General features: G+C 73.8%; 23 protein-coding genes. 4 read left to right on the top strand and 19 right to left on the bottom strand.

Annotated features, from left to right (window positions below):
• Nucleotides 1–71: 71 nt before the first annotated feature.
• The 4 genes from infB to rimP form a co-directional block, all read right to left on the bottom strand.
• Nucleotides 72–2,900, bottom strand: coding sequence for a translation initiation factor IF-2 (infB, locus tag CPE01_RS00005; RefSeq protein ID WP_146804590.1), 2,829 nt, complete (start codon nucleotides 2,898–2,900; stop codon nucleotides 72–74).
• Nucleotides 2,901–2,983: 83 nt separating this feature from the next.
• The gene (locus CPE01_RS00010; RefSeq protein WP_146804592.1) at nucleotides 2,984–3,439 is read right to left on the bottom strand and encodes a YlxR family protein; all 456 of its coding nucleotides are present in this window, start codon (nucleotides 3,437–3,439) and stop codon (nucleotides 2,984–2,986) included.
• A complete protein-coding gene (gene nusA / locus CPE01_RS00015) occupies nucleotides 3,436–4,494 on the bottom strand; it encodes a transcription termination factor NusA (RefSeq protein ID WP_146804594.1) in 1,059 nt (352 codons plus the stop codon). The genes CPE01_RS00010 and nusA overlap by 4 nt, the downstream gene beginning before the upstream one ends.
• Nucleotides 4,494–5,042 carry a ribosome maturation factor RimP gene (gene rimP, locus CPE01_RS00020; protein WP_146804596.1) on the bottom strand — a complete coding sequence of 183 codons (549 nt, stop codon included), beginning with the start codon at nucleotides 5,040–5,042 and terminating at the stop codon, nucleotides 4,494–4,496. The genes nusA and rimP overlap by 1 nt, the downstream gene beginning before the upstream one ends.
• 126 nt (nucleotides 5,043–5,168) lie before the next feature.
• On the opposite strand from rimP, the gene CPE01_RS00025 reads away from it, so the two are divergent.
• Nucleotides 5,169–6,224, top strand: coding sequence for a DUF4439 domain-containing protein (locus CPE01_RS00025; RefSeq protein WP_146804598.1), 1,056 nt, complete (start codon nucleotides 5,169–5,171; stop codon nucleotides 6,222–6,224).
• 122 nt (nucleotides 6,225–6,346) lie between these two features.
• On the opposite strand, the gene CPE01_RS00030 is transcribed toward CPE01_RS00025, so the two are convergent.
• Nucleotides 6,347–8,140: a proline--tRNA ligase gene (locus tag CPE01_RS00030; protein ID WP_146804600.1), complete on the bottom strand. Its 1,794-nt coding sequence runs from the start codon at nucleotides 8,138–8,140 to the stop codon at nucleotides 6,347–6,349.
• Nucleotides 8,141–8,276: 136 nt separating this feature from the next.
• On the opposite strand from CPE01_RS00030, the gene CPE01_RS00035 reads away from it, so the two are divergent.
• Nucleotides 8,277–9,167, top strand: a complete 891-nt coding sequence (locus tag CPE01_RS00035) for an Fpg/Nei family DNA glycosylase (RefSeq protein WP_146804602.1) — start codon at nucleotides 8,277–8,279, stop codon at nucleotides 9,165–9,167.
• Nucleotides 9,168–9,180: 13 nt separating this feature from the next.
• Here CPE01_RS00035 and CPE01_RS00040 read toward each other — a convergent pair whose 3' ends face one another.
• The 4 genes from CPE01_RS00040 to CPE01_RS00055 all read right to left on the bottom strand — a co-directional run bounded on the left by CPE01_RS00040 (nucleotide 9,181) and on the right by CPE01_RS00055 (nucleotide 13,161).
• Nucleotides 9,181–10,080, bottom strand: coding sequence for a GNAT family N-acetyltransferase (locus CPE01_RS00040; RefSeq protein ID WP_146804604.1), 900 nt, complete (start codon nucleotides 10,078–10,080; stop codon nucleotides 9,181–9,183).
• A gap of 70 nt (nucleotides 10,081–10,150) precedes the next feature.
• Nucleotides 10,151–11,287 (bottom strand): flavodoxin-dependent (E)-4-hydroxy-3-methylbut-2-enyl-diphosphate synthase, encoded by a 1,137-nt coding sequence (gene ispG / locus CPE01_RS00045; protein WP_186811358.1) that lies wholly within the window; start codon nucleotides 11,285–11,287, stop codon nucleotides 10,151–10,153.
• A 157-nt stretch (nucleotides 11,288–11,444) separates the two neighbouring features.
• Nucleotides 11,445–11,792 (bottom strand): iron chaperone, encoded by a 348-nt coding sequence (locus CPE01_RS00050; protein ID WP_146804607.1) that lies wholly within the window; start codon nucleotides 11,790–11,792, stop codon nucleotides 11,445–11,447.
• Nucleotides 11,793–11,841: 49 nt separating this feature from the next.
• Nucleotides 11,842–13,161 (bottom strand): M50 family metallopeptidase, encoded by a 1,320-nt coding sequence (locus CPE01_RS00055; RefSeq protein ID WP_146804609.1) that lies wholly within the window; start codon nucleotides 13,159–13,161, stop codon nucleotides 11,842–11,844.
• Between the two features lie 135 nt (nucleotides 13,162–13,296).
• Between CPE01_RS00055 and CPE01_RS00060 the strand changes: the two genes are divergently transcribed.
• Nucleotides 13,297–14,487, top strand: a complete 1,191-nt coding sequence (locus tag CPE01_RS00060; RefSeq protein WP_186811342.1) for an NAD(P)/FAD-dependent oxidoreductase — start codon at nucleotides 13,297–13,299, stop codon at nucleotides 14,485–14,487.
• A 61-nt stretch (nucleotides 14,488–14,548) separates the two neighbouring features.
• Here CPE01_RS00060 and dxr read toward each other — a convergent pair whose 3' ends face one another.
• The 8 genes from dxr to rpsB all read right to left on the bottom strand — a co-directional run bounded on the left by dxr (nucleotide 14,549) and on the right by rpsB (nucleotide 21,619).
• Nucleotides 14,549–15,736 carry a 1-deoxy-D-xylulose-5-phosphate reductoisomerase gene (gene dxr, locus CPE01_RS00065; protein ID WP_146804613.1) on the bottom strand — a complete coding sequence of 396 codons (1,188 nt, stop codon included), beginning with the start codon at nucleotides 15,734–15,736 and terminating at the stop codon, nucleotides 14,549–14,551.
• A 7-nt stretch (nucleotides 15,737–15,743) separates the two neighbouring features.
• A complete protein-coding gene (locus CPE01_RS00070) occupies nucleotides 15,744–16,298 on the bottom strand; it encodes a DivIVA domain-containing protein (RefSeq protein WP_146804615.1) in 555 nt (184 codons plus the stop codon).
• The gene (rlmN, locus tag CPE01_RS00075) at nucleotides 16,295–17,422 is read right to left on the bottom strand and encodes a dual-specificity RNA methyltransferase RlmN (protein WP_146804616.1); all 1,128 of its coding nucleotides are present in this window, start codon (nucleotides 17,420–17,422) and stop codon (nucleotides 16,295–16,297) included. Before rlmN ends, CPE01_RS00070 begins: the two co-directional genes overlap by 4 nt.
• 27 nt (nucleotides 17,423–17,449) lie before the next feature.
• On the bottom strand, nucleotides 17,450–18,298 hold the full coding sequence (locus CPE01_RS00080) for a phosphatidate cytidylyltransferase (RefSeq protein ID WP_146804617.1): 849 nt from the start codon (nucleotides 18,296–18,298) through the stop codon (nucleotides 17,450–17,452).
• Nucleotides 18,298–18,855: a ribosome recycling factor gene (gene frr / locus CPE01_RS00085; protein ID WP_146804618.1), complete on the bottom strand. Its 558-nt coding sequence runs from the start codon at nucleotides 18,853–18,855 to the stop codon at nucleotides 18,298–18,300. The genes CPE01_RS00080 and frr overlap by 1 nt, the downstream gene beginning before the upstream one ends.
• A gap of 145 nt (nucleotides 18,856–19,000) precedes the next feature.
• Complete coding sequence (gene pyrH / locus CPE01_RS00090) at nucleotides 19,001–19,747, bottom strand: UMP kinase (RefSeq protein WP_146804619.1); 747 nt, start codon at nucleotides 19,745–19,747, stop codon at nucleotides 19,001–19,003.
• 82 nt (nucleotides 19,748–19,829) lie between these two features.
• Nucleotides 19,830–20,675, bottom strand: coding sequence for a translation elongation factor Ts (tsf, locus tag CPE01_RS00095; protein WP_146804620.1), 846 nt, complete (start codon nucleotides 20,673–20,675; stop codon nucleotides 19,830–19,832).
• A gap of 50 nt (nucleotides 20,676–20,725) precedes the next feature.
• Nucleotides 20,726–21,619 (bottom strand): 30S ribosomal protein S2, encoded by an 894-nt coding sequence (gene rpsB / locus CPE01_RS00100; RefSeq protein WP_146804621.1) that lies wholly within the window; start codon nucleotides 21,617–21,619, stop codon nucleotides 20,726–20,728.
• A 408-nt stretch (nucleotides 21,620–22,027) separates the two neighbouring features.
• Between rpsB and CPE01_RS00105 the strand changes: the two genes are divergently transcribed.
• The gene (locus CPE01_RS00105) at nucleotides 22,028–22,660 is read left to right on the top strand and encodes a murein hydrolase activator EnvC family protein (RefSeq protein ID WP_246783632.1); all 633 of its coding nucleotides are present in this window, start codon (nucleotides 22,028–22,030) and stop codon (nucleotides 22,658–22,660) included.
• A gap of 119 nt (nucleotides 22,661–22,779) precedes the next feature.
• Here CPE01_RS00105 and CPE01_RS00110 read toward each other — a convergent pair whose 3' ends face one another.
• Complete coding sequence (locus tag CPE01_RS00110; protein ID WP_246783633.1) at nucleotides 22,780–23,760, bottom strand: FliA/WhiG family RNA polymerase sigma factor; 981 nt, start codon at nucleotides 23,758–23,760, stop codon at nucleotides 22,780–22,782.
• Between the two features lie 9 nt (nucleotides 23,761–23,769).
• Nucleotides 23,770–24,690 (bottom strand): tyrosine recombinase XerC, encoded by a 921-nt coding sequence (locus CPE01_RS00115; protein WP_146804622.1) that lies wholly within the window; start codon nucleotides 24,688–24,690, stop codon nucleotides 23,770–23,772.
• Nucleotides 24,691–24,776: the final 86 nt, after the last annotated feature.

The raw sequence follows: 24,776 nt of genomic DNA on the forward strand, positions 1-24,776 counted from the left end.
GGGCGGCCGCCCCTGCCGGGGCGGCCGCCTGGTAGGCCGTGTGCGCACACCGCACCCGACCACACCGACGATCAGGAACGCGGCTTCTCGCGCATCTCGAACGTCTCGATGATGTCCTCGACCTGCAGGTCGTTGTACGACCCGAGACCGATACCGCACTCGTAGCCCTCGCGGACCTCGGTCGCGTCGTCCTTGAACCGCTTGAGCGACTCGATCGTGAGGTTGTCCGCCACGACCTTGCCACCGCGCAGCACGCGCGCCTTGGCGTTGCGTCGGATCTCGCCCGAGCGCACGAGCGAACCGGCGATGTTGCCGAACTTCGAGGAGCGGAAGATCTCGCGGACCTCGGCGGTGCCGAGCTGCGCCTCCTCGTACTCCGGCTTGAGCATGCCCTTGAGCGCGGCCTCGACGTCGTCGATCGCCTGGTAGATGACCGAGTAGAAGCGCACGTCGACGCCCTCACGGTCGGCCAGCTCCTCGACGCGCTCGGCGAACTTCACGTTGAAGCCGATGATGATCGCCGAGTCGACGGTCGCGAGGTTGACGTCGTTCTGCGTGATCGCACCGACACCGCGGTGGATGACGCGCAGGTCGACCTCGTCGCCCACGTCGATCTTGAGCAGCGCGTCCTCGAGGGCCTCGACGGCGCCCGAGACGTCACCCTTGATGACGAGGTTGAGCGTCTCGACCTTGCCCTGCGCGAGCGCCTGGGTGAAGTCCTCGAGGCTGATGCGCTTGCGGCGCTTGGCCAGGAGGGCGGCGCGCTCGGCGGCCTCACGCTTCTCGGCGATCTGGCGGGCCGTGCGCTCCTCGGGAGCCACGATCAGCGTGTCACCGGCCGACGGGACGGACGCGAGACCGAGCACCTGGACCGGACGGGACGGGCCCGCCTCGGCGACGGGTGCACCGTGCTCGTCGAACATCGCACGCACGCGGCCGTAGGCCGTGCCCGCGACGATCGCGTCACCGACGTGCAGCGTGCCGGACTGGACCAGCACGGTCGCGACCGCACCGCGGCCCTTGTCGAGGTTCGCCTCGATCGCGACGCCACGCGCGTCCTTGTCGGGGTTGGCCCGCAGGTCGAGCGCTGCGTCCGCGGTGAGGAGGACCGCCTCGAGGAGCTGGTCGATGCCCATCCCCTGCTTGGCGGAGACGTCGACGAACATCGTGTCGCCGCCGTACTCCTCGGCCACCAGGTTGTACTCGGTGAGCTGCTGGCGGATCTTGGCGGGGTTGGCCCCCTCCTTGTCCACCTTGTTGACCGCGACCACGATCGGCACGTTGGCCGCCTGGGCGTGGTTGAGCGCCTCGATCGTCTGGGGCATCACGCCGTCGTCCGCCGCGACCACGAGGATCGCGATGTCCGTGACCTGCGCACCGCGGGCACGCATGGCGGTGAACGCCTCGTGACCGGGGGTGTCGATGAACGTGATGGGACGGTCGACGCCCTCGTGCTGCTTGACGACCTGGTAGGCACCGATGTGCTGGGTGATGCCGCCGGCCTCGCCCGCGACGACGTCGGTGGAACGGATGGCGTCGAGGAGCTTGGTCTTTCCGTGGTCGACGTGACCCATGACGGTGACGACCGGCGGACGCGGGGCGAGGTCCTCGTCGGACTCGCCCGCCTCCTCGGCCTCGAGGTCGATGTCGAAGGACCCGAGCAGCTCGCGGTCCTCCTCCTCGGCCGAGACCATCTCGATGACGTAGCCGAGCTCGGCCGCGAGGGCGCCGAACGTGTCCTCGTCGAGCGACTGCGTCGCGGTGGCCATCTCACCGAGGTGGAACAGCACCGTGACGAGCGAGGCCGGGTTGGCGTCGATCTTGTCGGCGAAGTCGTTCAGCGACGAGCCGTGGCGCAGACGCACGACGGTGGTGCCGTTGCCGCGAGGGACCTGCACACCGCCGAGCGACGGGGCCTGCATCGCCTCGAACTCCTGGCGCTTGGCCCGCTTCGACTTCCGTCCGCGGACGGGGCGACCACCGGCGCGGCCGAAGGCACCCTGCGTCGAGCCGCGACCGGCACCGCCGGGACGACCGCCGCCACCGGGACGACCGGCGAAGCCGCCGCCACCACCGGGCGCGGCGCCCCCGCCACCGGGACGACCGCCGAAGCCACCACGGCCACCGCCGCCGCCACCACCGGTGCGCGCGGGACGCTCACCGGGACGACCGACGCCGCTCGAGGTGCGACCCGGCATCATGCCCGGGTTCGGGCGGGGGCCGCCGGGACGCGGCGCGGGACGGGGACCACCGGGACGGTCGCCGGCACCCGCGGCCGGGGCCGCCTCGGTACGACGCTCGCCCGGGCGGGGCATGCCCTGCGACGAGGCGAACGGGTTGTTGCCCGGACGGGGACCGCCGGGACGCGGGCCGCCCGAGCGCTCGCCGCCGCCACCGGCGCGCGGCATGCCCTGCGACGGGGCGAACGGGTTGTTGCCGGGACGTGCGGCCGGGCGCGGCGCGCCAGGGCGTGCGCCACCGGCCGGTGCACCGCCGCGTGCGGGTGCGCCGGGACGCGGGGCCGACGAGCCGGGAGCCGGCGCCTTCGCCGCGGGTGCGGCGGGCGCGGGGGCCGGTCGGGCCGGAGCCGGGGCGGGGGCCGCGGGCTGCGCCGGGGCCGTGGCCGCGGGCGCGGTCTGGGCGGGCGCCGGGGCCGGTGCTGCCGCGGCGGGGGCCGGGGCGGGCGCCGGGCGCGCAGGCGCGGGGCGTGCGGCGGGCTGCGGCGCTGCTGCGCCACCACCCGCGGCGGGGTACTCGTCGCGCAGCTTGCGCACGACGGGCGGCTCGATCGTCGAGGACGCCGAGCGGACGAACTCACCCATGGCGGTGAGCTTCGTCATGATGGTCTTGCTGTCGACCCCGAGCTCCTTGGCGAGCTCGTAGACGCGAAGCTTGGCCACTTCTCTCCCTGTCTCGGCCCGCCCGGACAGGGTCGGACCGTCGTTAGTTCTTGGTGCTCATCGCTGTGCTCATCGCTGGGCACTCATCGGAGCGTGCTCATCGGGTCGCCATCGGCTTCCAACCCGCTTCCTTCATCGACGGTCGACATCGGGGGTCCCGGTGTCGTGACATGGTGCTCGAGGTGGTCGTGCACCGCGGAGACGTCCGGCGGGACCTGCAGTCGCAGGGCCCGGCCGAACGCGCGTCGGCGCGTCGCGAGCTCGAGGCATCCAGGATCGGGGTGCAGCCAGGCACCCCGGCCCGGCATCGCGCGGTCCACGTCCACGACGAGCACGGGAGCTCCCGTGCCGCCGTCGGCGGCGACCACCCTCAGCAGGGCAGACCTCAGACCGGTGGCTCGGCACCCCACGCACGTGCGGACCGGCGCACCCGCCGACCGCCTCGTGAGGCGCTCAGGGACGTCCGGGAGCCGCTTGTCAGCATGCGGGGACTGCCGGGCATCCGGCCCAGCCGCGGTCAGTCTACCCCTGCGGCTCACCCGGCGTCGTCCGCCGAGGCGCCCGAGCCGGACGCAGGACCGCCGTCGGCGGCGCTCGCACCGCCCTCGGCGACGTCGGCGTCGGACCGGATGTCGATGCGCCAGCCGGTCAGCTTCGCGGCCAGACGCGCGTTCTGGCCCTCCTTGCCGATCGCGAGCGAGAGCTGGTAGTCGGGCACGACGACGCGCGCGGCACGGGCCGCCTCGTCGACGACCGTGACCGAGATCACCCGTGCCGGCGACAACGCGTGGGCCACCATCTCCGCCGGGTCGTCGGAGTGGTCGACGATGTCGATCTTCTCGCCCCGCAGCTCGGCCATGACGGCACGCACGCGGCCACCCATGGGCCCGATGCACGCACCCTTGGCGTTCACGCCGGGCACTGTCGCCCGCACGGCCATCTTCGAGCGGTGGCCCGCCTCGCGCGCGAGCGCGGTGATCTCGACCGTGCCGTCGGCGACCTCGGGGACCTCGAGCTCGAACAGCTTGCGCACCAGGCCGGGGTGCGTGCGCGAGAGCGTCACCTGCGGACCGCGCGCTCCGCGCGCGACCTCGAGCACGTAGCCGCGGATCCGCTCGCCGTGGACGTACGTCTCGGACGGCACCTGCTCGTGCGGCGGCAGCACGGCCTCGGTGCCGCCGACGTCGACGAGCACGACGCGGGGGTCGGAGCCCTGCTGGATCACGCCGCCGAGGACCTCACCCTCCTTGCCGCGGAACGTGCCGAGCACCTGGTCGTCCTCGGCGTCACGCAGCCGCTGGACGATCACCTGACGCGCGGTCGCCGTCGCGATCCGGCCGAAGCCGGCGGGCGTGTCGTCGAACTCGGGCGCGGGCGACAGCTCGTGGCCGTCCTCGTCGACGGGCGTCGCCTCGCGTGCCCACACCGTGACGTGACCGGTGCGCCGGTCCACCTCGACGCGTGCACGCTGGTGCGCGCCGGGCGTGCGGTGGTAGGCGGACAGCAGCGCCTGCTCGATCGCGGAGACCAGAACGTCGAGGCTGATCTCGCGCTCGCGCTCGAGCAGCCGCAGCGCCTGCATGTCGATGTCCATCAGCTCTCCTGTCCGGCGTCGTCGCCGCCGTCGTCGTCGGGACCCAGCCCCGACATGTCCACCTCGACGCGCGCGTCCGCGACCTCGTCGAGCACGATCGTGACCGGGGTACCGACGCGCGGCGGCCGCCCCTTGACCCCCGGGGTGACCGGTACGACGACGATCGCGTCGTCCTCGACGCCCGTCAGCCGACCCGCCAGGACCGTCCCGTCGGTGCGACGCACGCGCACGGCACGCCCGACGGCGCGCACGAAGTGCCGGCGCTCGACGAGAGGGCTGTCGGCGCCGCGCGTCCCGACCTCGAGCGTGTACTCCCCCGCGACCGGGTCGGACGCGTCGAGGGCGTCGGACACGGCGCGGGTCACGTCGGCGATGCGGTCGAGGTCGAGCTCGCGTTCGTCGTCCTCGGTCTGCCCCACGAGGACCTCGACGAGCACGCGTCCGCCGGACCGGCGCACGCGCACCTCCTCGAGCACGAGACCCTCGGCGCTGACGACCGGGGTGAGCACGTCGTTGACCCGCTGCGCGGATGCGGCTGCTGCGACCATGACCGCCTCCTTCGTGTGCGGGGCCGGACGTGCGACCCACTGGTTGTCGCACCAGGGTAACGACTCCGACGGCCCGTGCCGGGCGGTGCCGGGCCGACGCGCCCTCGCGTGGGAGGATCGCCCGCGATGAGCACCACGATCTGCGCTGCCCCCACCCCCTCGCGCGTGGCGAGGATCACGCGACCGCGCCGCACGGTCCTGGCCGCCGCGCTCGCCGCGGCGGCGCTCGCGCTGTCGGGCTGCGGGCTGCGCCTCGAGACGCCGCCGCCCGTCGAGCCCTCCCCCGACGCGCTCGAGCAGGTGCGGGCCCGCACGGTCGGCGACGCGCTAGCGCTGCAGGCCGCAGCGCAGGACGCGCTCGCGACCACGACGGACGAGGTGGCCGAGCCGCTGCTGAACGACGTCGTGACGTTCTCGGCGCAGCACGTCGCGGCGCTCGGCGGCCGGTACGACTCCGGCATCGAGCCGGGCACCGACGCCGAGCCCGGTCCCGACGGCGAGCCCACGGCCACGCCGAGCGTCGCGCCCACGGCGGCGGCCGTCACCGCGCAGGACGTCCTCGCGCTGCTCGGGGACACCACGACGACCGCAGGCACCGACGCCGACAGCACGGCCGACGGCCCGCTCGCGCGGCTCGTCGGAGCGATCGCGGTCTCGCGCGCCGACCTCACCGACCGGCTCGCGGCCGCGCTCGGCGAGGACTCGTCCGGCCCAGCGCTCCCGGAGGCGGTCGTCGTGCCGCCCGAGGTGGACGTGGCGGTCGCGGGGCCGCTCGCGCTCGCGCACGACGAGGCGGGTTACGCGCTCGAGGTCGTCGCGGCGCGGGGCCCGGCCGAGACGCGCAAGGCGACCCTCGCCGCGGCGCGCACGCACCGCGCCGCGGGCGAGTCGTGGGCGAGCGCCGCGGGCGTCGCCGGCACCGAGCAGGACCCACGGCTGGCCCAGTACGGACTGCCCACCGACCTCGACCAGGACGGCGCGCTGAACCGGCTCGCCGTCGCCGTGCAGGACGGCATCGCCCGGGCGAGCACCGCCGCGCTCGCCGCCGTCCCCGCGGGTGCGCGTGACACCTACCTCGACGGCCTGCGGCTCGCGGTGCACGAGGCGCGCACGCTCGGCGCCCCGCCCGCGGCGTTCCCCGGTCTGCCCGAGCAGACCGAGCCCGCACAGCCGCAGGGCTGAGGCGCTCGCCGCAGCCGAGCCGCTCGCTCCCGCCGACGAGGCGCCGACAGGACGGCGAAGGGCTGACCGGGCCGGCGCTCGGCCGGACCCCGGTCAGCCCTTCGACACGGTCCGTGCGGGCGTCAGCCCTCCAGCAGCGCGGTCACCTGAGCGGCGACGAAGTCGACCGCATCGGAGACCGGCACCTGCGTGCTCTCGCCACCGGCGCGGGGCCGTACCTCGACCACACCGTCCGCCAGGCCACGGCCGACGACCACCACGAGCGGGACGCCGAACAGCTCGGCGTCGGCGAACTTCACGCCGGGCGAGACCTTCGGACGGTCGTCGTACAGCACCTCGACGCCGCGCGCCGACAGACCCTGCGCGAGCGCCTCGGCCGCGTCGAAGACCGCCTGGTCCTTGCCCGTGGCGACCACGTGCACGTGCGCCGGGGCGACGTGCGCGGGCCACGCCAGGCCACGCTCGTCGTGGTGGGCCTCCGCGAGCGCGGCGAGCACTCGGGTCACGCCGATGCCGTACGAGCCCATCGTGACGACCTGCGCCTTGCCGTTCTGGTCGAGCACCGTCAGGCCGAGCGCGCTCGCGTACTTGCGTCCGAGCGCGAAGATGTGGCCGATCTCGATGCCGCGCGCGAGCTCGAGCGGACCCGAGCCGTCGGGGGCGGGGTCGCCCGCGCGGACCTCGGCGGCCTCGACGGTGCCGTCGGCCGTGAAGTCGCGCCCCGCGACGAGGTCGAACACGTGCTTGCCCTGCGCGTTCGCGCCCGTGATCCAGCGCGTGCCGGGCACGACGCGCGGGTCCAGCAGGTAGCGCACGGCCGTACGCTCCTCGCCGTCGGCGACGGGCACGTTCGGGCCGAGCACCTGCGGGCCGATGTAGCCGCGCACGAGCTCGGGGTGCGCCGCGAAGTCCGCGTCGCCCGCGGCCTCGACCTCGGCGGGCGTCACCGACGCCTCGAGCCGCTTGAGGTCGACCTCGCGGTCGCCCGGCAGGCCCACGACGACGAGCTCACGCTCACCCGAGGGGTGCACGAGGGCGAGCACGACGTTCTTGAGCGTGTCGGCGGCGGTCCACGTACGGTCGGGGCGCGCGAACCGCTCGTTCGCGAGCGCGACGAGCGAGTCGATCGTCGGCGTGTCCGGCGTGTCCTCGACGTGCGCGGCGGGGGCGTCGTCGTACCCGATCGCCTCGGGGACCACCGTGGTGACGGCCTCGACGTTGGCCGCGTAGCCGCCGGGCGAGCGCACGAACGTGTCCTCGCCGATCGCGGTGGGCGTGAGGAACTCCTCGGAGCGCGAACCGCCCATCGCACCGGACGTCGCCGCGACGATCACGTACTCGAGCCCGAGCCGGTCGAAGATCCGCTGGTACGCCGTGCGCTGCACCTCGTACGAGGCGTCGAGGCCGGCGTCGTCGACGTCGAACGAGTACGCGTCCTTCATGACGAACTCGCGGCCGCGGATCAGGCCGGCGCGCGGACGCGCCTCGTCGCGGTACTTGGTCTGGATCTGGAACAGGGTCAGGGGCAGGTCCTTGTACGACGAGTACAGGTCCTTGACCAGGAGCGTGAACATCTCCTCGTGCGTGGGCGCGAGGAGGTAGTCGTTGCTCTTGCGGTCCTTGAGCCGGAAGATGTTCGGCCCGTACTCGGTCCAGCGACCCGTCGCCTCGTACGGCTCACGCGGCAGCAGGGCCGGGAAGTGCACCTCCTGCGCACCGGCTGCGGCCATCTCCTCACGCACCACGGCCTCGACCTTCGCCAGGACGCGCAGGCCGAGCGGGAGCCAGGTGTAGATGCCGGGAGCGGCGCGGCGGATGTACCCCGCGCGCACGAGGAGGCGGTGGCTCGCGACCTCGGCGTCGGCGGGGTCCTCACGCAGGGTGCGGACGAACAGCGTGGACAGACGCAGGAGCATGGTCGAAGCCTAGTTGTCCGACGAGGGTGCGGCGGACGGCTTGCTCGCGCCCGACGCGCCGTCGACGCCCCCCGGATCCGCGGCCGACCGGGCCGACCCCGGGACGCGGGCGCCCCGTGTGCGCCACGATGGTGGCGTGCCCGAGCTTCCCGAGGTCGAGGCGCTCGCCGCGTTCCTGCGCGAGCGCGCGGTCGGCCGTACCGTCGCCGCGGTCGGGGTGGGCGACATCGCCGCGCTCAAGACGTTCCGGCCCGCGCCCGACGCCCTCGTCGGCGGGGTGGTCGCGGACGCGACCCGCCACGGCAAGTGGCTCGACCTCATGGTCGCCACCACCACCGGCGAGCCCGTGCACCTCGTGTGGCACCTCTCGCGCGCCGGCTGGGTGCGCTGGTCCGACCGGCTCGCCACGACGCCCGTGCGGCCGGGCCGCTCGCCGCTCGCGCTGCGTGTGCGGCTCGACGACGGCTCGGGGTTCGACCTCACCGAGCAGGGCACCCGCAAGCGGCTCGCCGTGCACGTCGTGACCGACCCGCTCGACGTGCCCCAGATCGCTTCCCTGGGCGTCGAGCCGTTGTCCCCGGCGTTCACGCGCGACCGGTTCGCCGAGCTCGTGCGCTCGCGCAACCAGCAGATCAAGGGCCTGCTGCGCGGTCAGGACACGATCGCGGGGATCGGCAACGCGTACTCCGACGAGATCCTGCACGCCGCGCGCACGTCGCCGTTCGCGCTCACCGGCAAGCTGACCGACGAGCAGGTCGACGTGATCTACGAGGCGATCCGCGACGTGCTCGCGCAGGCCGTCGCCGAGGCGTCGGGCAAGCCGGCCGCCGAGCTCAAGGACGCCAAGCGCCGCGGCATGCGCGTGCACGGACGCACCGGGCAGCCGTGCCCGGGCTGGGACGGCACGCCGTGCGGCGACACCGTGCACGAGGTGTCGTTCGCGGACTCGTCGTTGCAGTACTGCCCGACGTGCCAGACGGGCGGCAAGCCGCTCGCCGACCGGCGCCTGTCCAAGCTCCTGCGCTAGACCCGCCAGGACGCTAGAACAGCACTGTCGCGTACGAGCCGACCTGCCGGAAGCCGACCGCGCGGTATGCCGCGATGGCGCGCGCGTTGTAGTCGTTCACGTACAGCGACACCACGGGCGCGACCTGCGTGCGCGCGAGGTCGACGACCGCGGCCATGCCGTGCTCGGACAGGCGCAGACCACGACGGTGCGGCGCGACCCACACGCCCTGGACCTGCGCGACTCCCCCGGCCACCGCACCGAGCTCGGCCTTGAACGTCACACGCGGGACGCCGTGCTCGTCGGGGTCCATGCGCACGAACGAGCGCCCCTGCTCGATGAGCGAGCGCACCCGCGTCTCGTACGGGCCGCGCGGACCGCTGGCCGGCGAGTAGCCGACCTCCTCGGTGAACATCGCGATGCACGCGGGCAGGACGGCGTCGAACTCCTCGACGCGCGACCGGCGCACCGCGGGGTCGGCCACACGTGCGGGTGCGTGGTCGATGACCATCGACGGCTGGTCGTGCCGCACCTCGCGCACGCCCGGCCAGACCGCGCGCAGGCGGTCCCACAGGCCGAGCACGGCCGGGGCGGGCCCGACGATCGACGAGCACCGGCGCCCCTGGCGCGCCGCGGTGGTCGCGAACGCGTCGAGCGCCGCGCTCACGACCGCGGGGTCGTGCACCGGCACGACGGGGACCATGTTCGCCCCGGCCCAGCACACCGCGACGAGCGCGCCCCCGTGCTGGAAGCCCCACAGGGCGCCGCCCGTCGCGCTCAGGCGCGTCGCGCGGGCGTGCTCGATCCGCGCGGTCGCGAGGACCGACCCGACCGGGTCGAGCGCGCACACTTCGAGCGCGGCCCCGAGGTCGACGTCGTCGAGGACGCGCGCCCCGGGTTGCCGGTCGAGCACCGTTGCGCGCCGCGGACCCATGGGGGGATTGTGCCCCACGGACCTGGGCGACGCGTCCCGGACTCGCGTCCGATTTCGGGTGCGGGCCGGGTCAGCCGACCGTGACGACCGGGCTGGTCTGGCCGTCCGGGGCGGGCTCCATCGTCTCGGCGATGCGCATCGCCTCCTCGATCAGCGTCTCGACGATCAGCGCCTCGGGAACGGTCTTGACGACCTCACCCTTGACGAAGATCTGCCCCTTGCCGTTGCCCGACGCGACGCCGAGGTCCGCCTCGCGCGCCTCACCGGGGCCGTTGACGACGCAGCCCATGACCGCGACCCGCAGCGGCACCTCGAGCCCCTCGAGCCCGGCGGTGACGCGCTCGGCGAGCGTGTAGACGTCGACCTGGGCGCGTCCGCACGACGGGCACGAGACGATCTCGAGCTTGCGCGGCCGCAGGTTGAGCGACTGCAGGATCTGGATGCCGACCTTGACCTCCTCGACGGGCGGCGCGGACAGCGAGACCCGGATCGTGTCGCCGATCCCCTGGCTCAGCAGCGCACCGAACGCGGTCGCGGACTTGATCGTGCCCTGGAACGCCGGGCCGGCCTCGGTGACCCCGAGGTGCAGCGGCCAGTCGCCGCGCTGCGACAGCAACTCGTAGGCCCGCACCATGACGACGGGGTCGTTGTGCTTGACCGAGATCTTGAAGTCGTGGAAGTCGTGCTCCTCGAACAGCGACGCCTCCCACACGGCCGACTCGACGAGCGCCTCGGGCGTCGCCTTGCCGTACTTCGCGAGCAGGCGCGGGTCGAGCGAGCCCGCGTTGACGCCGATGCGCAGGCTCACGCCGGCATCCGCCGCGGCGCGTGCGATCGCGCCGACCTGGTCGTCGAACTTGCGGATGTTGCCCGGGTTGACGCGGACGGCGGCGCACCCCGCGTCGATCGCCGCGAACACGTACTTGGGCTGGAAGTGGATGTCGGCGATCACCGGGATCTGCGACTTGCGGGCGATCGCCGGCAGCGCGTCGGCGTCGTCCTGGCTGGGCACCGCGACCCGCACGATGTCGCAGCCCGCGGCCGTCAGCTCGGCGATCTGCTGCAGCGTCGCGTTCACGTCGGTCGTCGGCGTCGTCGTCATCGACTGCACGCTCACCGGCGCGTCGCCGCCGACGTCCACCTTCCCGACGCGGATCTTGCGGGTGGGACGACGCGGCGCCAGCACGGGCGCGGGCGCCTCGGGCATGCCCAGGGAGATCGGTACGCTCACCCGGCCATCATCCCACCTGTGCGGCCACGTACCCGCGCAGCGAGCCGCGTCGGGCGCGGATCCGCACGCGATCCCCACACGTCGGAGCACGCGAGGCGGCGGCGTACGTGCCCCGCCGAGCCCGCCGCAGGTATCAGCGACCCTCGATCTCGTCCCGGCGCGCGAGCACCAGCCGGTCCAGCACGTCGTCGGGGACCGGGTGGTCCGACGAGAAGCGCAGCGTGCCCTTCGACAGCGAGAAGTCCGCGAGCTCGTCACGCACCGTGTCGAGGGCGGCCGGGCTGAACGGGTACAGGCCGATGTGCGTCTTGGCGACCATCACCGACAGGAGCGGCTTGCCGCCCAGCACGAGCGCGGGCATGCCGTAGCCGACCCCGTCGCTCGCGTCCGGCACGAGCGCGCGGGCACGCGCGTAGACACGCTCGACGCTCGCGCGGTACGGCTCGGGAAGTGACTCGAGGTACTCCGACAGCTCCGACACGTGCCCCACGCTAGCGGCCTCGTCGTGCCCGGTCCCGCCGCCAACGGGGTCAGGTGATCGTCACCGGGTTGACGATGTCGGCGTAGATGAGCAGCAGCCCCATGGCCCCGAGCACGACGAACACGCTGTACGCGAGCGGGACGAGCTTGGCCGAGTCGAACGGGCCGGGCCGGGGCAGGTTGCGCACGCGCGCCACCTGACGCCGCGCGCCCTCCCACAGGGCCGCGGCCACGTGCCCGCCGTCGAGCGGCGGCAGCGGGATGAGGTTGAACACGAACAGCGCGATGTTCAGGCTCGCGAGCATCTCGAGCAGGCCCGCGAGCCGGATGCCCCAGTCGATCCCCGTGCCCTCGACCGAGGCGATCTCCCCCGCGAACCGCCCTACGCCGACGATGCCGATGATGGAGTCCGTCCCGCGCTCCTCGTCACCGAACGTGGTCTGCACCAGGTCGACGATGCGCGCGGGTAGCGTCGCGACGACCGACACCGTCTGCCAGGTCCGCTCGGCGAGCGCCTGCGGCACCTCGGCGACGCTCGTCGCCTCGCGCACCGTCGTCGGCGTCACGCCCAGGAAGCCGACCGGGACGGTCACCAGCTCGCCGTCCGCGCCGTAGCGGGGGTTGCCGTCGTCGTCGTACGCGGGACGCTGCGCGACGACCGGGGTCACCGTCAGCGTCACGTCCGCACCGTCGCGCTCGACGACGACGGGCGTCGCCTCGCCGCCCGACGCGCGGATGAGCGCGGTCAGCTCGTCCCAGGTGTCCACCGGCGTGCCGTCCCAGCTCACGACCGTGTCGCCCGGACGCAGGCCGGCAGCCGCACCCGGTGCGGGCTCGTCGGCCTCCGTGCAGGCGCGGTCCGTCGACTCGCCTGCCGGGATCACGCACTGCGAGACGGTGTCGAGCGTCGTCGTCGACGCGGGGACGCCGAACCCGAGCAGCACGATCGCCAGCAGGACGAACGCGATGAGCAGGTTCATCACCGGCCCGCCGAGCATCACGACGAGCTTCTTGGGCGTCGACAACCGGTAGAACGCGCGATGGTCCTCACCCGGGTGGATCTCCGCCGCGCTCGCGTCCCGCGCGTCCTGCGCGAGACGCCCCGCCCACGTCCGCGCCACCGGGTGCCCGACGGCCTCCGCCGGCGCGTACATGCCGACGAGCCGCACGAACCCACCGAGCGGGATCGCCTTGATGCCGTACTCGGTCTCCCCCCGCGTGCGCGACCAGAGCGTGGGGCCGAACCCGACGAAGTAGTGGCTCACGCGGACGCCGAACCGCTTGGCGGGCACCATGTGCCCGACCTCGTGCAACGCGATCGACCCGAGCAGCACGACCACGGCGATCAGCACGCCGACCAGGTACGCCACGCCATCCTCCTTCGACGCGCACCGGACCGGGGCGCGGGAGGACCATCTTGCCCCGAGAACCTGAGGTTCCGCTGTGACCCGGTGTCGCTGCGTGGCGAGTTGTCGGCGCACGTCGCGGCGGGGAGCATCGGCGGTGTGAGCCCACTGCCCCGCCGGCGTTCGATCGACGCCCCCGACGACCCCGCGCCGTGGGCCGACGAGGACGCCACCCCGCTCGCGCCCCTCGACGGCGACACCACCGCGGACGTCGCGGTCGTCGGCGCCGGCCTGACCGGGCTGTGGACGGCGTACTACCTGCTCGAGGCCGACCCCGCGCTCGACGTCGTGCTCGTCGAGCGGGGCCGGACCGGTCAGGACGAGCGTGGTCTCGGTGCGTGCTCGGCACGGCTCGGGCTCGGTGGCGACGCGCTCGCCGCCCGGTGGGGTGCCGCCGCGGCACGCGAGGCGCGCTCGGTCCTGCGCGACGCGGTCGTCGAGGTCGGCGGCGTCGCGGCGGTCGAGCAGGTGGACTGCGGGTTCGCCTTCGGGGGCGAGGTGCTCGTGGCCGCCGACGCCGACGCGCTCGTCCGGCTCGAGCAGCAGGCCGTCGCGGCCGAGCGCTGGGGCGACGAGACGCACGTCCTGGACCGGTCGGGGCTGCGCGCGCACGTCCTGGTCGACGACGCCCTCGGCGGCACCTGGTCGCCCGAGGCGGCGCGGCTCGACCCGGGCCGCCTCGCGCGGGGGCTGCTCGACGTCGTCGTGTCGCGCGGTGCGCGCGCGTTCGACAGCACGCCCGTCGCGCGCGTGAGCGCCGCCGCGGCCGTCACCACGCACGGCACCGTCCGGGCCACGACCGTGGTCGACACGCGGCCGACGACCGGCCCGCGACCCACCGCCGCGACGCTCGCGACACCTCCCCTGCCCACCCAGGTCTGGGCGACCATCGGCCTGCCGCGCGGCGAGCTGCTGGGCCACAGCGACGGCCTGCGCGTCGTGCGCACCGCGGACGACCGCCTCGTCGCCGGCCGTGCCCCCGCCAGCGGCGCACGCGCAGCGCGCACGCTCGGCTCGCTGCTCACGCCCGTGCGATCGTCCCGCGCGCTGCACGAGGCGCTCGTCGACCTGCTGCCCGTCCTGGCCGACGTGCCGGTCACGCACGCCTGGCAGCGTCCGCTCGCCGCCCCCGGCGCGCTGCCGTCGGTCGGGGTGGGCGCCGACCACGCCTGGGCCCGCGGCGGCGGAACCGGCCCGGCCGCGGCCAACGTCGCGGGACGGACCGCCGCGGAGCTCGTCACCGGGACCCAGTCGCCCCTGACCTCCGCGCCCTGGGTGCAGCGCGTCTGACGCCCGTGTGCGACGGGCGTCTGACGACGCCCGTCCGACGGGCACCGTCCGACGGGCGTCGTCAGGCGCGGGCGAGCAGCTCGTCCGCGCGGGCGCGGGCCCAGCGCTCGGCGGCCAGGACACCGTCGAGCGTGAGCGAGCCCGCGGGCGTGCCCTCGTGCTCGTCGACGACCCGCTCGACGGTCGTCACGATGTCGAGGAACGAGATGCGCTCGGCGAGGAACGCCGCGACGCACTGCTCGTTCGCGGCGTTGTAGACCGCGGGGTGCGTCGCCGACGCCGCGACCGCGTGGCGCGCGAGGCGCACCGCACCGAACAGCTCCTCGTCGAGGGGTTCGAACGTCCAGGCCGTCGCCGCGCTCCAGTCGCACGGCGAGGCGACGTCCTCGAGCCGGTCGGGCCACGACAGGCCCAGCGCGATCGGCAGGCGCATGTCCGGTGGCGACGCCTGCGCGATGGTCGAGCCGTCGACGAACTGCACCATCGAGTGGACGACCGACTGCGGGTGCACGACCACGTCGATCCGGTCGGCGGGCACCCCGAACAGCAGGTGCGCCTCGATGAGCTCGAGGCCCTTGTTCATCAGCGTCGCGGAGTTGACCGTCACGACCGGCCCCATGGCCCACGTCGGGTGCGCAAGCGCCTGGCTCGGCGTCACCGTCTTCACGTCGTCGGCCGACCAGCCGCGGAACGGGCCGCCGGACGCCGTCAGGACGAGCCGCGCGACCTCGCGCGGCGCGCCCGAGCGCAGCGCCTGCGCGATCGCCGAGTGCTCCGAGTCGACCGGCACGATCTGGTCCGGGCGGACGGCGGCGTCGTGCACGAGCGCACCGCCGACGACCAGCGACTCCTTGTTCGCGAGCGCGAGCGTGCTGCCCGCGTGCAACGCGGCGAGCGTCGGCCGCAGCCCGACCGAGCCCGTGATGCCGTTGAGCACGACGTCGGCGCCCGCCCCCGCGAGGTCGGTGGCCGCGTCCGGTCCGGCGAGCACCTCGACGTCGCCCGCGCCGGCCGCATGCAGCGCCTCGCGCACGGCGGGCACCGCGCCCTCGTCGGCCACCGCGACCGTCGCGACGCCGAACGTCGCCGCCTGACGCGCCAGCAGCGCGGGGTCGCCCCCGCCCGCGGCGAGCCCGACGACCTCGAACGCGTCGCGGTGCCGAGCGAGCACGTCGAGCGCCTGCGTCCCGATCGACCCCGTGGACCCGAGCAGGGTCACGCGGCGGGCGGGGCCCTGCGTCGTCGTCATCTCGTCGTCACTCGACGCCGAGCAGCACCTCGACGGCGCGCGCCATGAACGCGTCCACCGCCGGCTCGCCGTACGCGTTGCGGCCCTTGCGGCGCCGGAACGTCGCCGAGCGCACCTCACCCGAGGTCAGCGGCGCACCCTTGTCGAAGTACGCGATGAGCCGGTGGCACAGCGCGTCGACGTCGGCGGGCTCGTAGCCCTGCTCGCGGCCCTCCGGCGGCGCGAAGCGGTCCCCGTCGGGACGGCCCAGGCGGCCGTACAGCGTGCGCGCCTGCTCGCCGAGCTGCGCCATCCACGCCTGCTGCCCGTGCTGGGCGACGTACTCGGCGCGCGCCCGGGCCACGAAGGCGGACTCGAGGCGGTCGAGCGCCGCGTCGACCGCAGCAGTCGCGTACCCGCCGCGCACGACCTCGAACCCGACCCGCCGCACGTCCTTGGCGGACAGCGCGGCTGCGGGGCCCTTCTCGTACAGCGAGCGCGCGTGCTCGAAGAACTCGTCGACCTCGTCCGGGTCGTACCCGGACCGCAGACCCGAGACCGTCCGGAACATCCCGTCGCTCACTCGTCCTCCTCCGCGGCGAGCTGGCCGCACGCACCGTCGATGTCGCTGCCACGCGTGTCCCGGATGGTCGTCGGGATCCCGTGCGCACGCAAGCGTGCCACGAACTCCTGCTCGACCCGGGGATCGCTCGCCGTCCAGCGGGAGTTCGGCACCGGGTTCAGCGGGATCGGGTTGCAGTGCACCCAGCCCCTGCCGCGCGCGTTGAGCTTCTCGCCCAGCAGGTCGGCGCGCCACGCGTGGTCGTTCACGTCCCTGATCAGGGCGTACTCGATCGACACGCGCCGCCCGGTGACCTCGAAGTAGTGGTACGCGGCGTCGAGCGCCTCGTCCACGTCCCAGCGCGTGTTCACGGGCACCAGCTCGCTGCGCAGCTCGTCGTCCGGGGCGTGCAGCGACAGCGCGAGCGTCACCGGGATGCCCTCGTCGGCGAGCTTGCGCATCGCCGGCACCATGCCGACCGTCGAGACCGTGACGTTGCGCGCGGACATCCCCAGGCCGTCGGGTGCGGGCGCGACGAGCGTGCGCACCGTGGCCATGATCGCCTTGTAGTTCGCGAGCGGCTCACCCATGCCCATGAACACGACGTTCGACAGGCGCGTCGGCCCGCCGGGCACCTCACCCGCCTGCAGCGAGCGCGCCGCCTCACGCACCTGCTCCACGATCTCCGCCGTGGACAGGTTGCGCGTCAGGCCCATCTGGCCGGTCGCGCAGAACGCGCACGCGAGGCCGCACCCCGCCTGGCTCGAGATGCACAGGGTCGTGCGGTTGGCGTACCGCATGAGCACCGACTCGACCTTCGCGTGGTCGAACAGGTGCCACAGCGTCTTGACCGTCGTGCCGCCGTCCGCGGTCTGCGTGCGCACGTTCGTCAGCAGGCGCGGGAACAGGTCCTCGACGAGCTTGTCGCGGCTCGCCGCGGGCAGGTCCGTCATCGCCGCGGGGTCGGACGTGAGGTGCGTGAAGTAGTGCGTCGCGAGCTGCTTGGCCCGGAAGGGCTTCTCCCCCAGCGCCGTCACCGCCGCGATGCGCTCGTCGGGCGTGAGGTCGACGAAGTGGCGCGGCGGCTTGCCGCGCGGACCGCGCACGGGTGAGGACAGATCCAGACGGACGGGTGTGGCAGGCACGAGAGCTCCGAAGCCTTGGGGGCGGGCTCAGAACGCGAGAGGCGCGGGCTGAAGCATCGCGAGGATGAGGTAGACGGCAGGTGCCGTGAGCAGCAGCGAGTCGAGCCGGTCGAGGACACCGCCGTGGCCCGGCACGAGCCGGCCCATGTCCTTGAGCTCGAGGTCACGCTTGAGCATGGACTCCGCGAGGTCGCCCAGCGTGGCGCTGACGACGGTCGCCAGCCCGAGGAACACCCCGACGAGCGGCTTGCCGTCGAACGCGACCTGGATGCTCACGACGCCGACGACGCACGCGAGCACGACCGAGCCGGCCAGGCCCTCCCACGACTTCTTGGGGCTGACCGACGGGGCGAGCGGGTGCCGCCCGAGCAGCACGCCGACCGCGAACCCGCCCGTGTCGCTCGCGACGACGAGCAGGACGAACACCAGGACGCGCCGGGGGCCGTCGGGCTCGGCGAGCATGAGCATGACGAAGCCCGCGAGGAACGGCAGGTAGGCGGCCGCGAAGGCGCCGCCGACGATGTCACGCAGGGCGCGTGCGCCGCTGCCGTCGAGCACGCGCCAGACCATGACGCCGCCGACGGTCAGCATGAACGAGACGAACAGCGCCTCGGCGCCCGCGGTGAACGCCGAGACCAGGATGCCGACCGCGCCGACGAGCAGCGGCAGCAGCGGGAGGTGGATCGAGCGCCGCGTGAACGCCTGCGCGAGCTCCCACAGGCCAGCGCACACGGCGAGCACCGCGAGAACGACGAAGGCCTCCTTGCGGATGAACAGCGCCGCGACGACGGCCGCGAGCAGGCCGAGGCCGACCGTGATCGCGACCGGCAGGTCGCGGCCCGGTCGCGTCTTGCTGGGAGCGGCGAGCTGCGTCATCAGACCTCGAGGAGCTCGGCTTCCTTGGCCACGAGGAGGTGGTCGATCAGGTCGACGTGCTTCTTCGTGAGGGCCTCGAGCTCCTTCTCCGCGCGCGTCACCTCGTCCTCGCCGGCCTCACCGTCCTTGACGATGCGGTCCAGCTCCTCCTTGGCACGCCGGCGGATCGAGCGCACCGCGATGCGGGCGTCCTCCGCCTTGTGCTTGGCGAGCTTGACGAAGTCGCGGCGGCGCTCCTCGGTGAGGGCGGGCAGCACGACGCGGATGACGTTGCCGTCGTTCGTCGGGTTCACGCCGAGGTCGGAGTCGCGCAGCGCCTTCTCGATCGCCGTGGTCGACGACTTGTCGAACGGCGAGACCAGGATCGTGCGCGCCTCGGTCACGTTGAACGACGCGAGCTGCTGCAGCGGCGTCGGGGCGCCGTAGTAGTCGACGAAGATCTTGGAGAACATCGCGGCGTTGGCGCGGCCGGTACGGATCGTGCCGAAGTCGTCCTTGGCGACCTCGACCGCCTTGTCCATCTTCTCCTCGGCCTCGAAGAGCGTCTCGTCGATCACCGGTGCTCCTTGCTCTGCGTGTGATGGCTCTGCGTGTGGTGGCTCTGCGTGTCGTGATGACGGCCCGTCGGGCAGCCGGTCGTGCGTGGTCAGGCGCGTCGCTCGTCGTGCGGTTGCGCGCGCCGGGCGCTCGCGCCCGTCCGGCTCAGCTCGCGGTGACGATCGTGCCGATCTTCTCACCCTGCAGGACGCGCGTGACGTTGCCCGCGCCCTCGAGCCCGAAGACCTGCATCGGCACGTCGTTGTCGCGCGCGAGCGACAGGGCCGTCTGGTCCATGACCCCGAGGTCGCCGACGATCGCGTCGGTGTACGTGAGCCGGTCGAGCCGACGCGCGTCGGGGTCCCGGCGCGGATCCGCGGTGTACACGCCGTCCACGCCGTTCTTGCCCATGAGCACCTCCTGGCAGTGCGTCTCCAGGGCGCGCTGCACGCAGACGGTGTCGGTCGAGAAGTAGGGCATCCCGGCGCCCGCGCCGAAGATCACGACGCGACCCTTCTCCAGGTGCCGGATCGCCCGCAGCGGGATGTACGGCTCGGCGACCTGACCCATCGTGATGGCGGTCTGCACGCGCGTGCTCACCCCGGCCTGCTCGAGCAGGTCCTGCAGCGCCAGGCAGTTCATCACCGTGCCGAGCATGCCCATGTAGTCGGCGCGGGCACGGTCCATGCCGCTGTCCGCGAGCTCGGCGCCGCGGAAGAAGTTGCCACCGCCGACGACGATCGCGACCTCGACGCCGCTGCGCACCGCGACCGCGATCTCGGCGGCGACCCGACGGATCACATCGACCGCGAGCCCGACGGCACCGCCGCCGAACGCCTCACCGGAGAGCTTGAGCAGCACCCGCCGGGCGGGCACCACGCGGGTCGGGTCGGTCGTCGGGTCCGGGCTCACTGCGCCTCCTGGGCGGTCGGCAACGTCGTGCTACGCCGGTGGCCCCGGCCTGCGGGCCGGGGCCACCGTGCGGGTGGTGGGATCAGGCTCCCACGCGGAAGCGGACGAACGCCGACAGCGAGCCGCCGACCTCCGCGAGCACCTGACCGACCGACTTCTTCGGGTCCTTGGCGAACGGCTGGTCGAGCAGCACGGCCTCCTTGAAGAACCCGTTGAGGCGGCCCTCGACGATCTTCGCGAGCGCGCCCTCGGGCTTGCCCTCGTTGCGGGCCGTCTCCTCGGCGATCTTGCGCTCGTTCTCGACGGTCTCCGCGGGGACCTCGTCGCGCGTGACGTACTGCGGCGAGTACGCCGCGATGTGCGTCGCGATGTCGCGCGCCACCGCAGCGCCCGCGGCGTCGGTCGCCACGAGGACGCCGACCTGCGGGGGCAGGTCCTTGTTGACCTTGTGCAGGTAGACCTCGACGTGCTCGCCGGCCACGCGGGCCACGCGGCGCACGACGATGCGCTCGCCGAGCGTCGCGGCCGTCTCGTCGACGAAGCCCTGCACGGTCGTGCCCTCGTACTCGGCCGACGTCAGCGCGTCGGCGTCACGGGCGCCCGTGGCCACGGCAGCGGCCAGCACGCGCTCGGCGAGCGAGATGAACGACTGGTTCTTCGCCACGAAGTCGGTCTCGGAGTTGACCTCGACCAGCACGCCGGTCTGGCCCTCGCCGTCGGCCGTGGGGCCGACGTGGGCGGCCACGAGGCCGTCCGAGGCCGAGCGACCCTCACGCTTGCCGACGCCCTTGAGGCCCTTGACGCGGATGATCTCGAGCGCCTTGTCGGCGTCGCCCTCCGCCTCCTCGAGCGCCTTCTTGACGTCGAGCATGCCGGCGCCGGTCTTCTCGCGCAGGTCCTTGATGTCCTGGAGCGAGTAGTTCGCCATCAGTGGTGTCCGTTCTTGTCGATGGAGCGGTCTGCGGACGTGCGGTGGGCTCAGGCCTCGTCGGCCGGCGCGTCGGCCGCGGGGGCCGGCGCAGCCTCGGCTGCGGGGGCCTCAGCGGCCTCCGCAGCAGGCGCCTCGGCGGCGGGCGCGGCCTCGGCCAGACCGGCCTCGGCACCGGCCAGGAGCTCGCGCTCCCACTCGGCCAGCGGCTCGGCCTCGGCGTCGGCGCCGCCCTCGGCGGACGTCTTGCCCGAGTGGCGCTTGAGCGTGCCGTCGGCGACCGCGTCCGCGATCACGCGGGTCAGCAGCTGCACGGCGCGGATCGCGTCGTCGTTGCCCGGGATCGGGTAGTCCACGACGTCGGGGTCGCAGTTGGTGTCGAGGATCGCGACGACCGGGATGCCCAGCTTGCGCGCCTCGTCGACAGCGAGGTGCTCCTTGTTCGTGTCGACGATCCACACGGCCGAGGGGACCTTGGCCATGTCACGGATGCCACCGAGCGTCTTCGCGAGCTTGTCCTTCTCGCGGCGCAGGACGAGCAGCTCCTTCTTCGTCAGGCCCGAGGCCGCGACGTCGTCGAAGTCGATCTGCTCGAGCTCCTTGAGGCGCTGCAGACGCTTGTGGATGGTCGAGAAGTTGGTGAGCATGCCACCGAGCCAACGCTGGTTGACGTACGGCATGCCGACGCGCGCGGCCTGCTCGGCGACGGGCTCCTGCGCCTGCTTCTTGGTACCGACGAACAGGATCGTCCCGCCGTGCGCGACCGTCTGGGAGACGAAGTCGTAGGCGCGGTCGATGTAGGTCAGCGACTGCTGCAGGTCGACGATGTAGATGCCGTTGCGCTCGGTGAAGATGAAGCGCTTCATCTTGGGGTTCCAGCGGCGCGTCTGGTGCCCGAAGTGGACACCGCTCTCGAGCAGCTGGCGCATGGTCACGACGGCCATGGCACTTCCTTCCGTGGCGCTCCGCAGCGGGCGGCGCGCACGTCGAGCGGGAGCGGCACGAGGTGCGCTCCCGCGATGCGGTTGTCGGCTCCGGCGGGTGCCGGTGCCCCTGGCGCCACGACGGCCCGCGCCGCGAGGCCGGTCACCCGGCGCTCACGGACCTGTACGGGCACGCCCCCCGAGGTTCGACGATGGTCAGACCGGGGTCTGGCACCGGGCCGGATCTCAGGGAAGATGGCGCGCGAAGTCGACCGGCTCTCACCGGTCGCGCGAGAAGTCTAGCCCACGCCCGAGGTGGCGGCGGACGAGCCCCGCTCGACCCGACCCCAGCCCTCGTCGTGCGCACCCCGATCCACAGCACCGCAGGGGTGCTGCCCTCCGCCGGGCAGGAGCGAGCAGGCTCACCGCGTGACGTCCGCACCCGCCCCCTCGGCACCCGCTCGACGTACGCCGGCCGTCCGCGCAGCGAGCGGACGTCGGCTGCTGCTCGCGCTGCTGCTCGTCGCAGCGCCCGCGTGCGCGCCGGCCGTCGCCCAGCCGGACGCCCCGACGACCGCCCGCCCGTCCGCCGTCCGCGCCGGGGACGCGCCGGCAGGTGCAGACCCGGCAGGTGCCGACACCGTCGGTGCTGCCGCCGGGTACGCGCTGCCGGCGGACCCGACGCACGTGCTGCGTGCGTTCGAGCCACCACCGCAGCCGTGGGCAGCCGGGCACCGCGGGGTCGACCTCGCGGTGGTCCCCGGGCAGCAGGTCGCCGCCCCGCAGTCAGGCGTCGTGGCGTTCGCGGGGGCGGTCGCCGGACGGGGTGTCGTCACGCTCCGGCACGACGACGGCCTGACGTCGAGCCTCGAGCCGGTCGCGGCCTCGGTCGCTGTCGGCACACCGGTCGGGCGCGGCGCACCCGTCGGCGTGGTGGACGGCGACGGCCACTGCGGGGGGCCGACCTGCCTGCACTGGGGCGTGCGCACGGCACCCGACCGGTACGTCGACCCGCTCGGACTCGTGAGGGGCACCGGGCCCGTCGTGCTGCTGCCCGGCTGAGCACGACGCTCTGCGCCGACGCCGACGTCAGCCGGGACGTGCCAGCGCCCGCCGCCCGAGCGGACCGCCCCGCCGGCGACGTCTCCTGCGCACGGATCGGCGGGGGCGAGCCTGCGCTCTCAGCAGCGCTCGGCCTCCAGGAGGCGGGTGCGCAGGCGTGTCATCGCCGCCGTGTGCATCTGCGAGATGCGCGACTCGGTGACGCCGAGCACGCGGCCGATCTCCGCGAGGGTCATGCCCTCGTAGTAGTAGAGGACCACGACGATGCGCTCACGCTCGCCGAGCTGCTCGATCGCGCGCGACAGCAGGTGCGCCGTCTCCGCGTCCGCGAGCGTGCCGGCGGGGTCGAGGATCCGGTCGTCGCACAGCGTGTCGCCGAGCGAGACGCCACCGGCCCGGTCCTCGCCACCCAGCAGCTCGTCGAGCGCGGCGAGGTTCGAGGTCGACAGCTGCGAGCACACGGCACGCAGCTCCGTCACCGGCACGCCGAGGCGCGCGGCCAGCTCGGCCTCGGTCGGCGCGCGGTGCAGCGTCGCCTCGAGCTCGGCGTAGGCGCGGTCGAGCGAGCGCGCCTTGGTGCGCACCGAGCGCGGGACCCAGTCCATCGCGCGCAGCTCGTCGATGATCGCTCCGCGGATGCGCGAGGACGCGTAGGACTCGAACTTGACCGAACGGTCGAGCTGGTACTTCTCGATCGCGTCGATGAGACCGAACATCCCGTACGACACGAGGTCCGCCTGCTCGACGGTCGCGGGCAGGCGCATCCCGACGCGACCGGCCACGGCCGTCACGAGGGACGCGTAGTGCAGGATCAGCGCGTCGCGGTGCCGGCGCTCGCCGGTCGCCTTGTAGGCGGTCCAGAGCTCGGCCACGTCGGGTGACTGCGCACCGCGCTGGCTCGGGACCTCGGGCAGGACGACGACGTCGGCGAGCTCGACCTCCTCGTCGTCGAGGACGGCGTCGAGCGGCGACGAGGCGACGGCGTCGTCCACCTCGGCGACGAGCAGACCACGCTGCTGCGGGATCGTGCCGGCCGGGGCCGCACCCGCGCGGTCGACCGCACGCAGCGCCGGCGTGGTGTCCAGGTGGAGGGTCATCATCGTCCGTCCTCAGGCCCTCGGGTGAGCCTGCGCGTAGGCCGAGCGCAGGCGCTCGGCGGATACGTGGGTGTAGCGCTGGGTGGTCGTGAGGCTGGCGTGGCCGAGGATCTCCTGCACGCTGCGCAGGTCCGATCCGCCTTCCAGCAGGTGGGTCGCAGCCGAGTGGCGCATCCCGTGGGGCGCGAGGTCGACCCCGGCGGCCGCGGTCGCGCGGTGCACGACGGTGCGCACCTGACGCTGGTCGATGCGTCCGCCGCGAGCTCCGACGAACAGCGCCCCGCCGTCGGCGGCGACCGCGGGCCGCACGCGCAGCCACGCCTCCAGCGCGCGCGCCGCGGGAACGCCGAACGGGACGACGCGCTGCTTGTCGCCCTTGCCCGTGACGCGCAGGGTGCGCTGGGCCAGGTCGACGTCGGCGACGTCGGCGCCGCACAGCTCACCGACGCGCACGCCCGTGCCGTACAGGACCTCGAGCATCGCCCAGTCGCGCACCGTCAGGGGCGACTGCGCGTCCGCACGGTCCGCGAGCTCGTCGAGCGCGCGGCGGGCGACGTCCTGGGACAGGACGGCGGGCAGCGTGGCACCGGTGCGCGCGGTGGCGAGGCGCAGCGACGGGTCCACGGGGACGAGCCCGGTGCGGGACGCCCAGGAGAAGAACGCGCGGGCGCTGGCACCGCGCCGCGCGAGCGTCGCGCGGCTGCTGTGGTGGGCCGCCATGGCCGCGAGCCACGACCGCAGCATCGCCAGGTCGACGTCGGCGAGGTCCACGGCACCGTGCCGCGCGGCGTGGCGCAGCAGCGCGTCGATGTCACCGAGGTAGGCACGCACGGTGTGCGGGGACAGCCCGCGCACGTGCGTCAGGTGGGCCGAGTAGTCCGCGAGCAGGCGCGCGCGACCCGGCGCCTGTGCGGTGATCTCGGCCACGTCCATGCGGATACCGTGACGGTTTTCGACGCGCCGAACAAGCCCGTGATTCACCTGTCCGGCCTAATCGCGGGCGTTTACGGGGTTATTGT

It is taken from the genome of Cellulomonas persica (assembly GCF_007989825.1).
GTDB lineage: Bacteria > Actinomycetota > Actinomycetes > Actinomycetales > Cellulomonadaceae > Cellulomonas > Cellulomonas persica.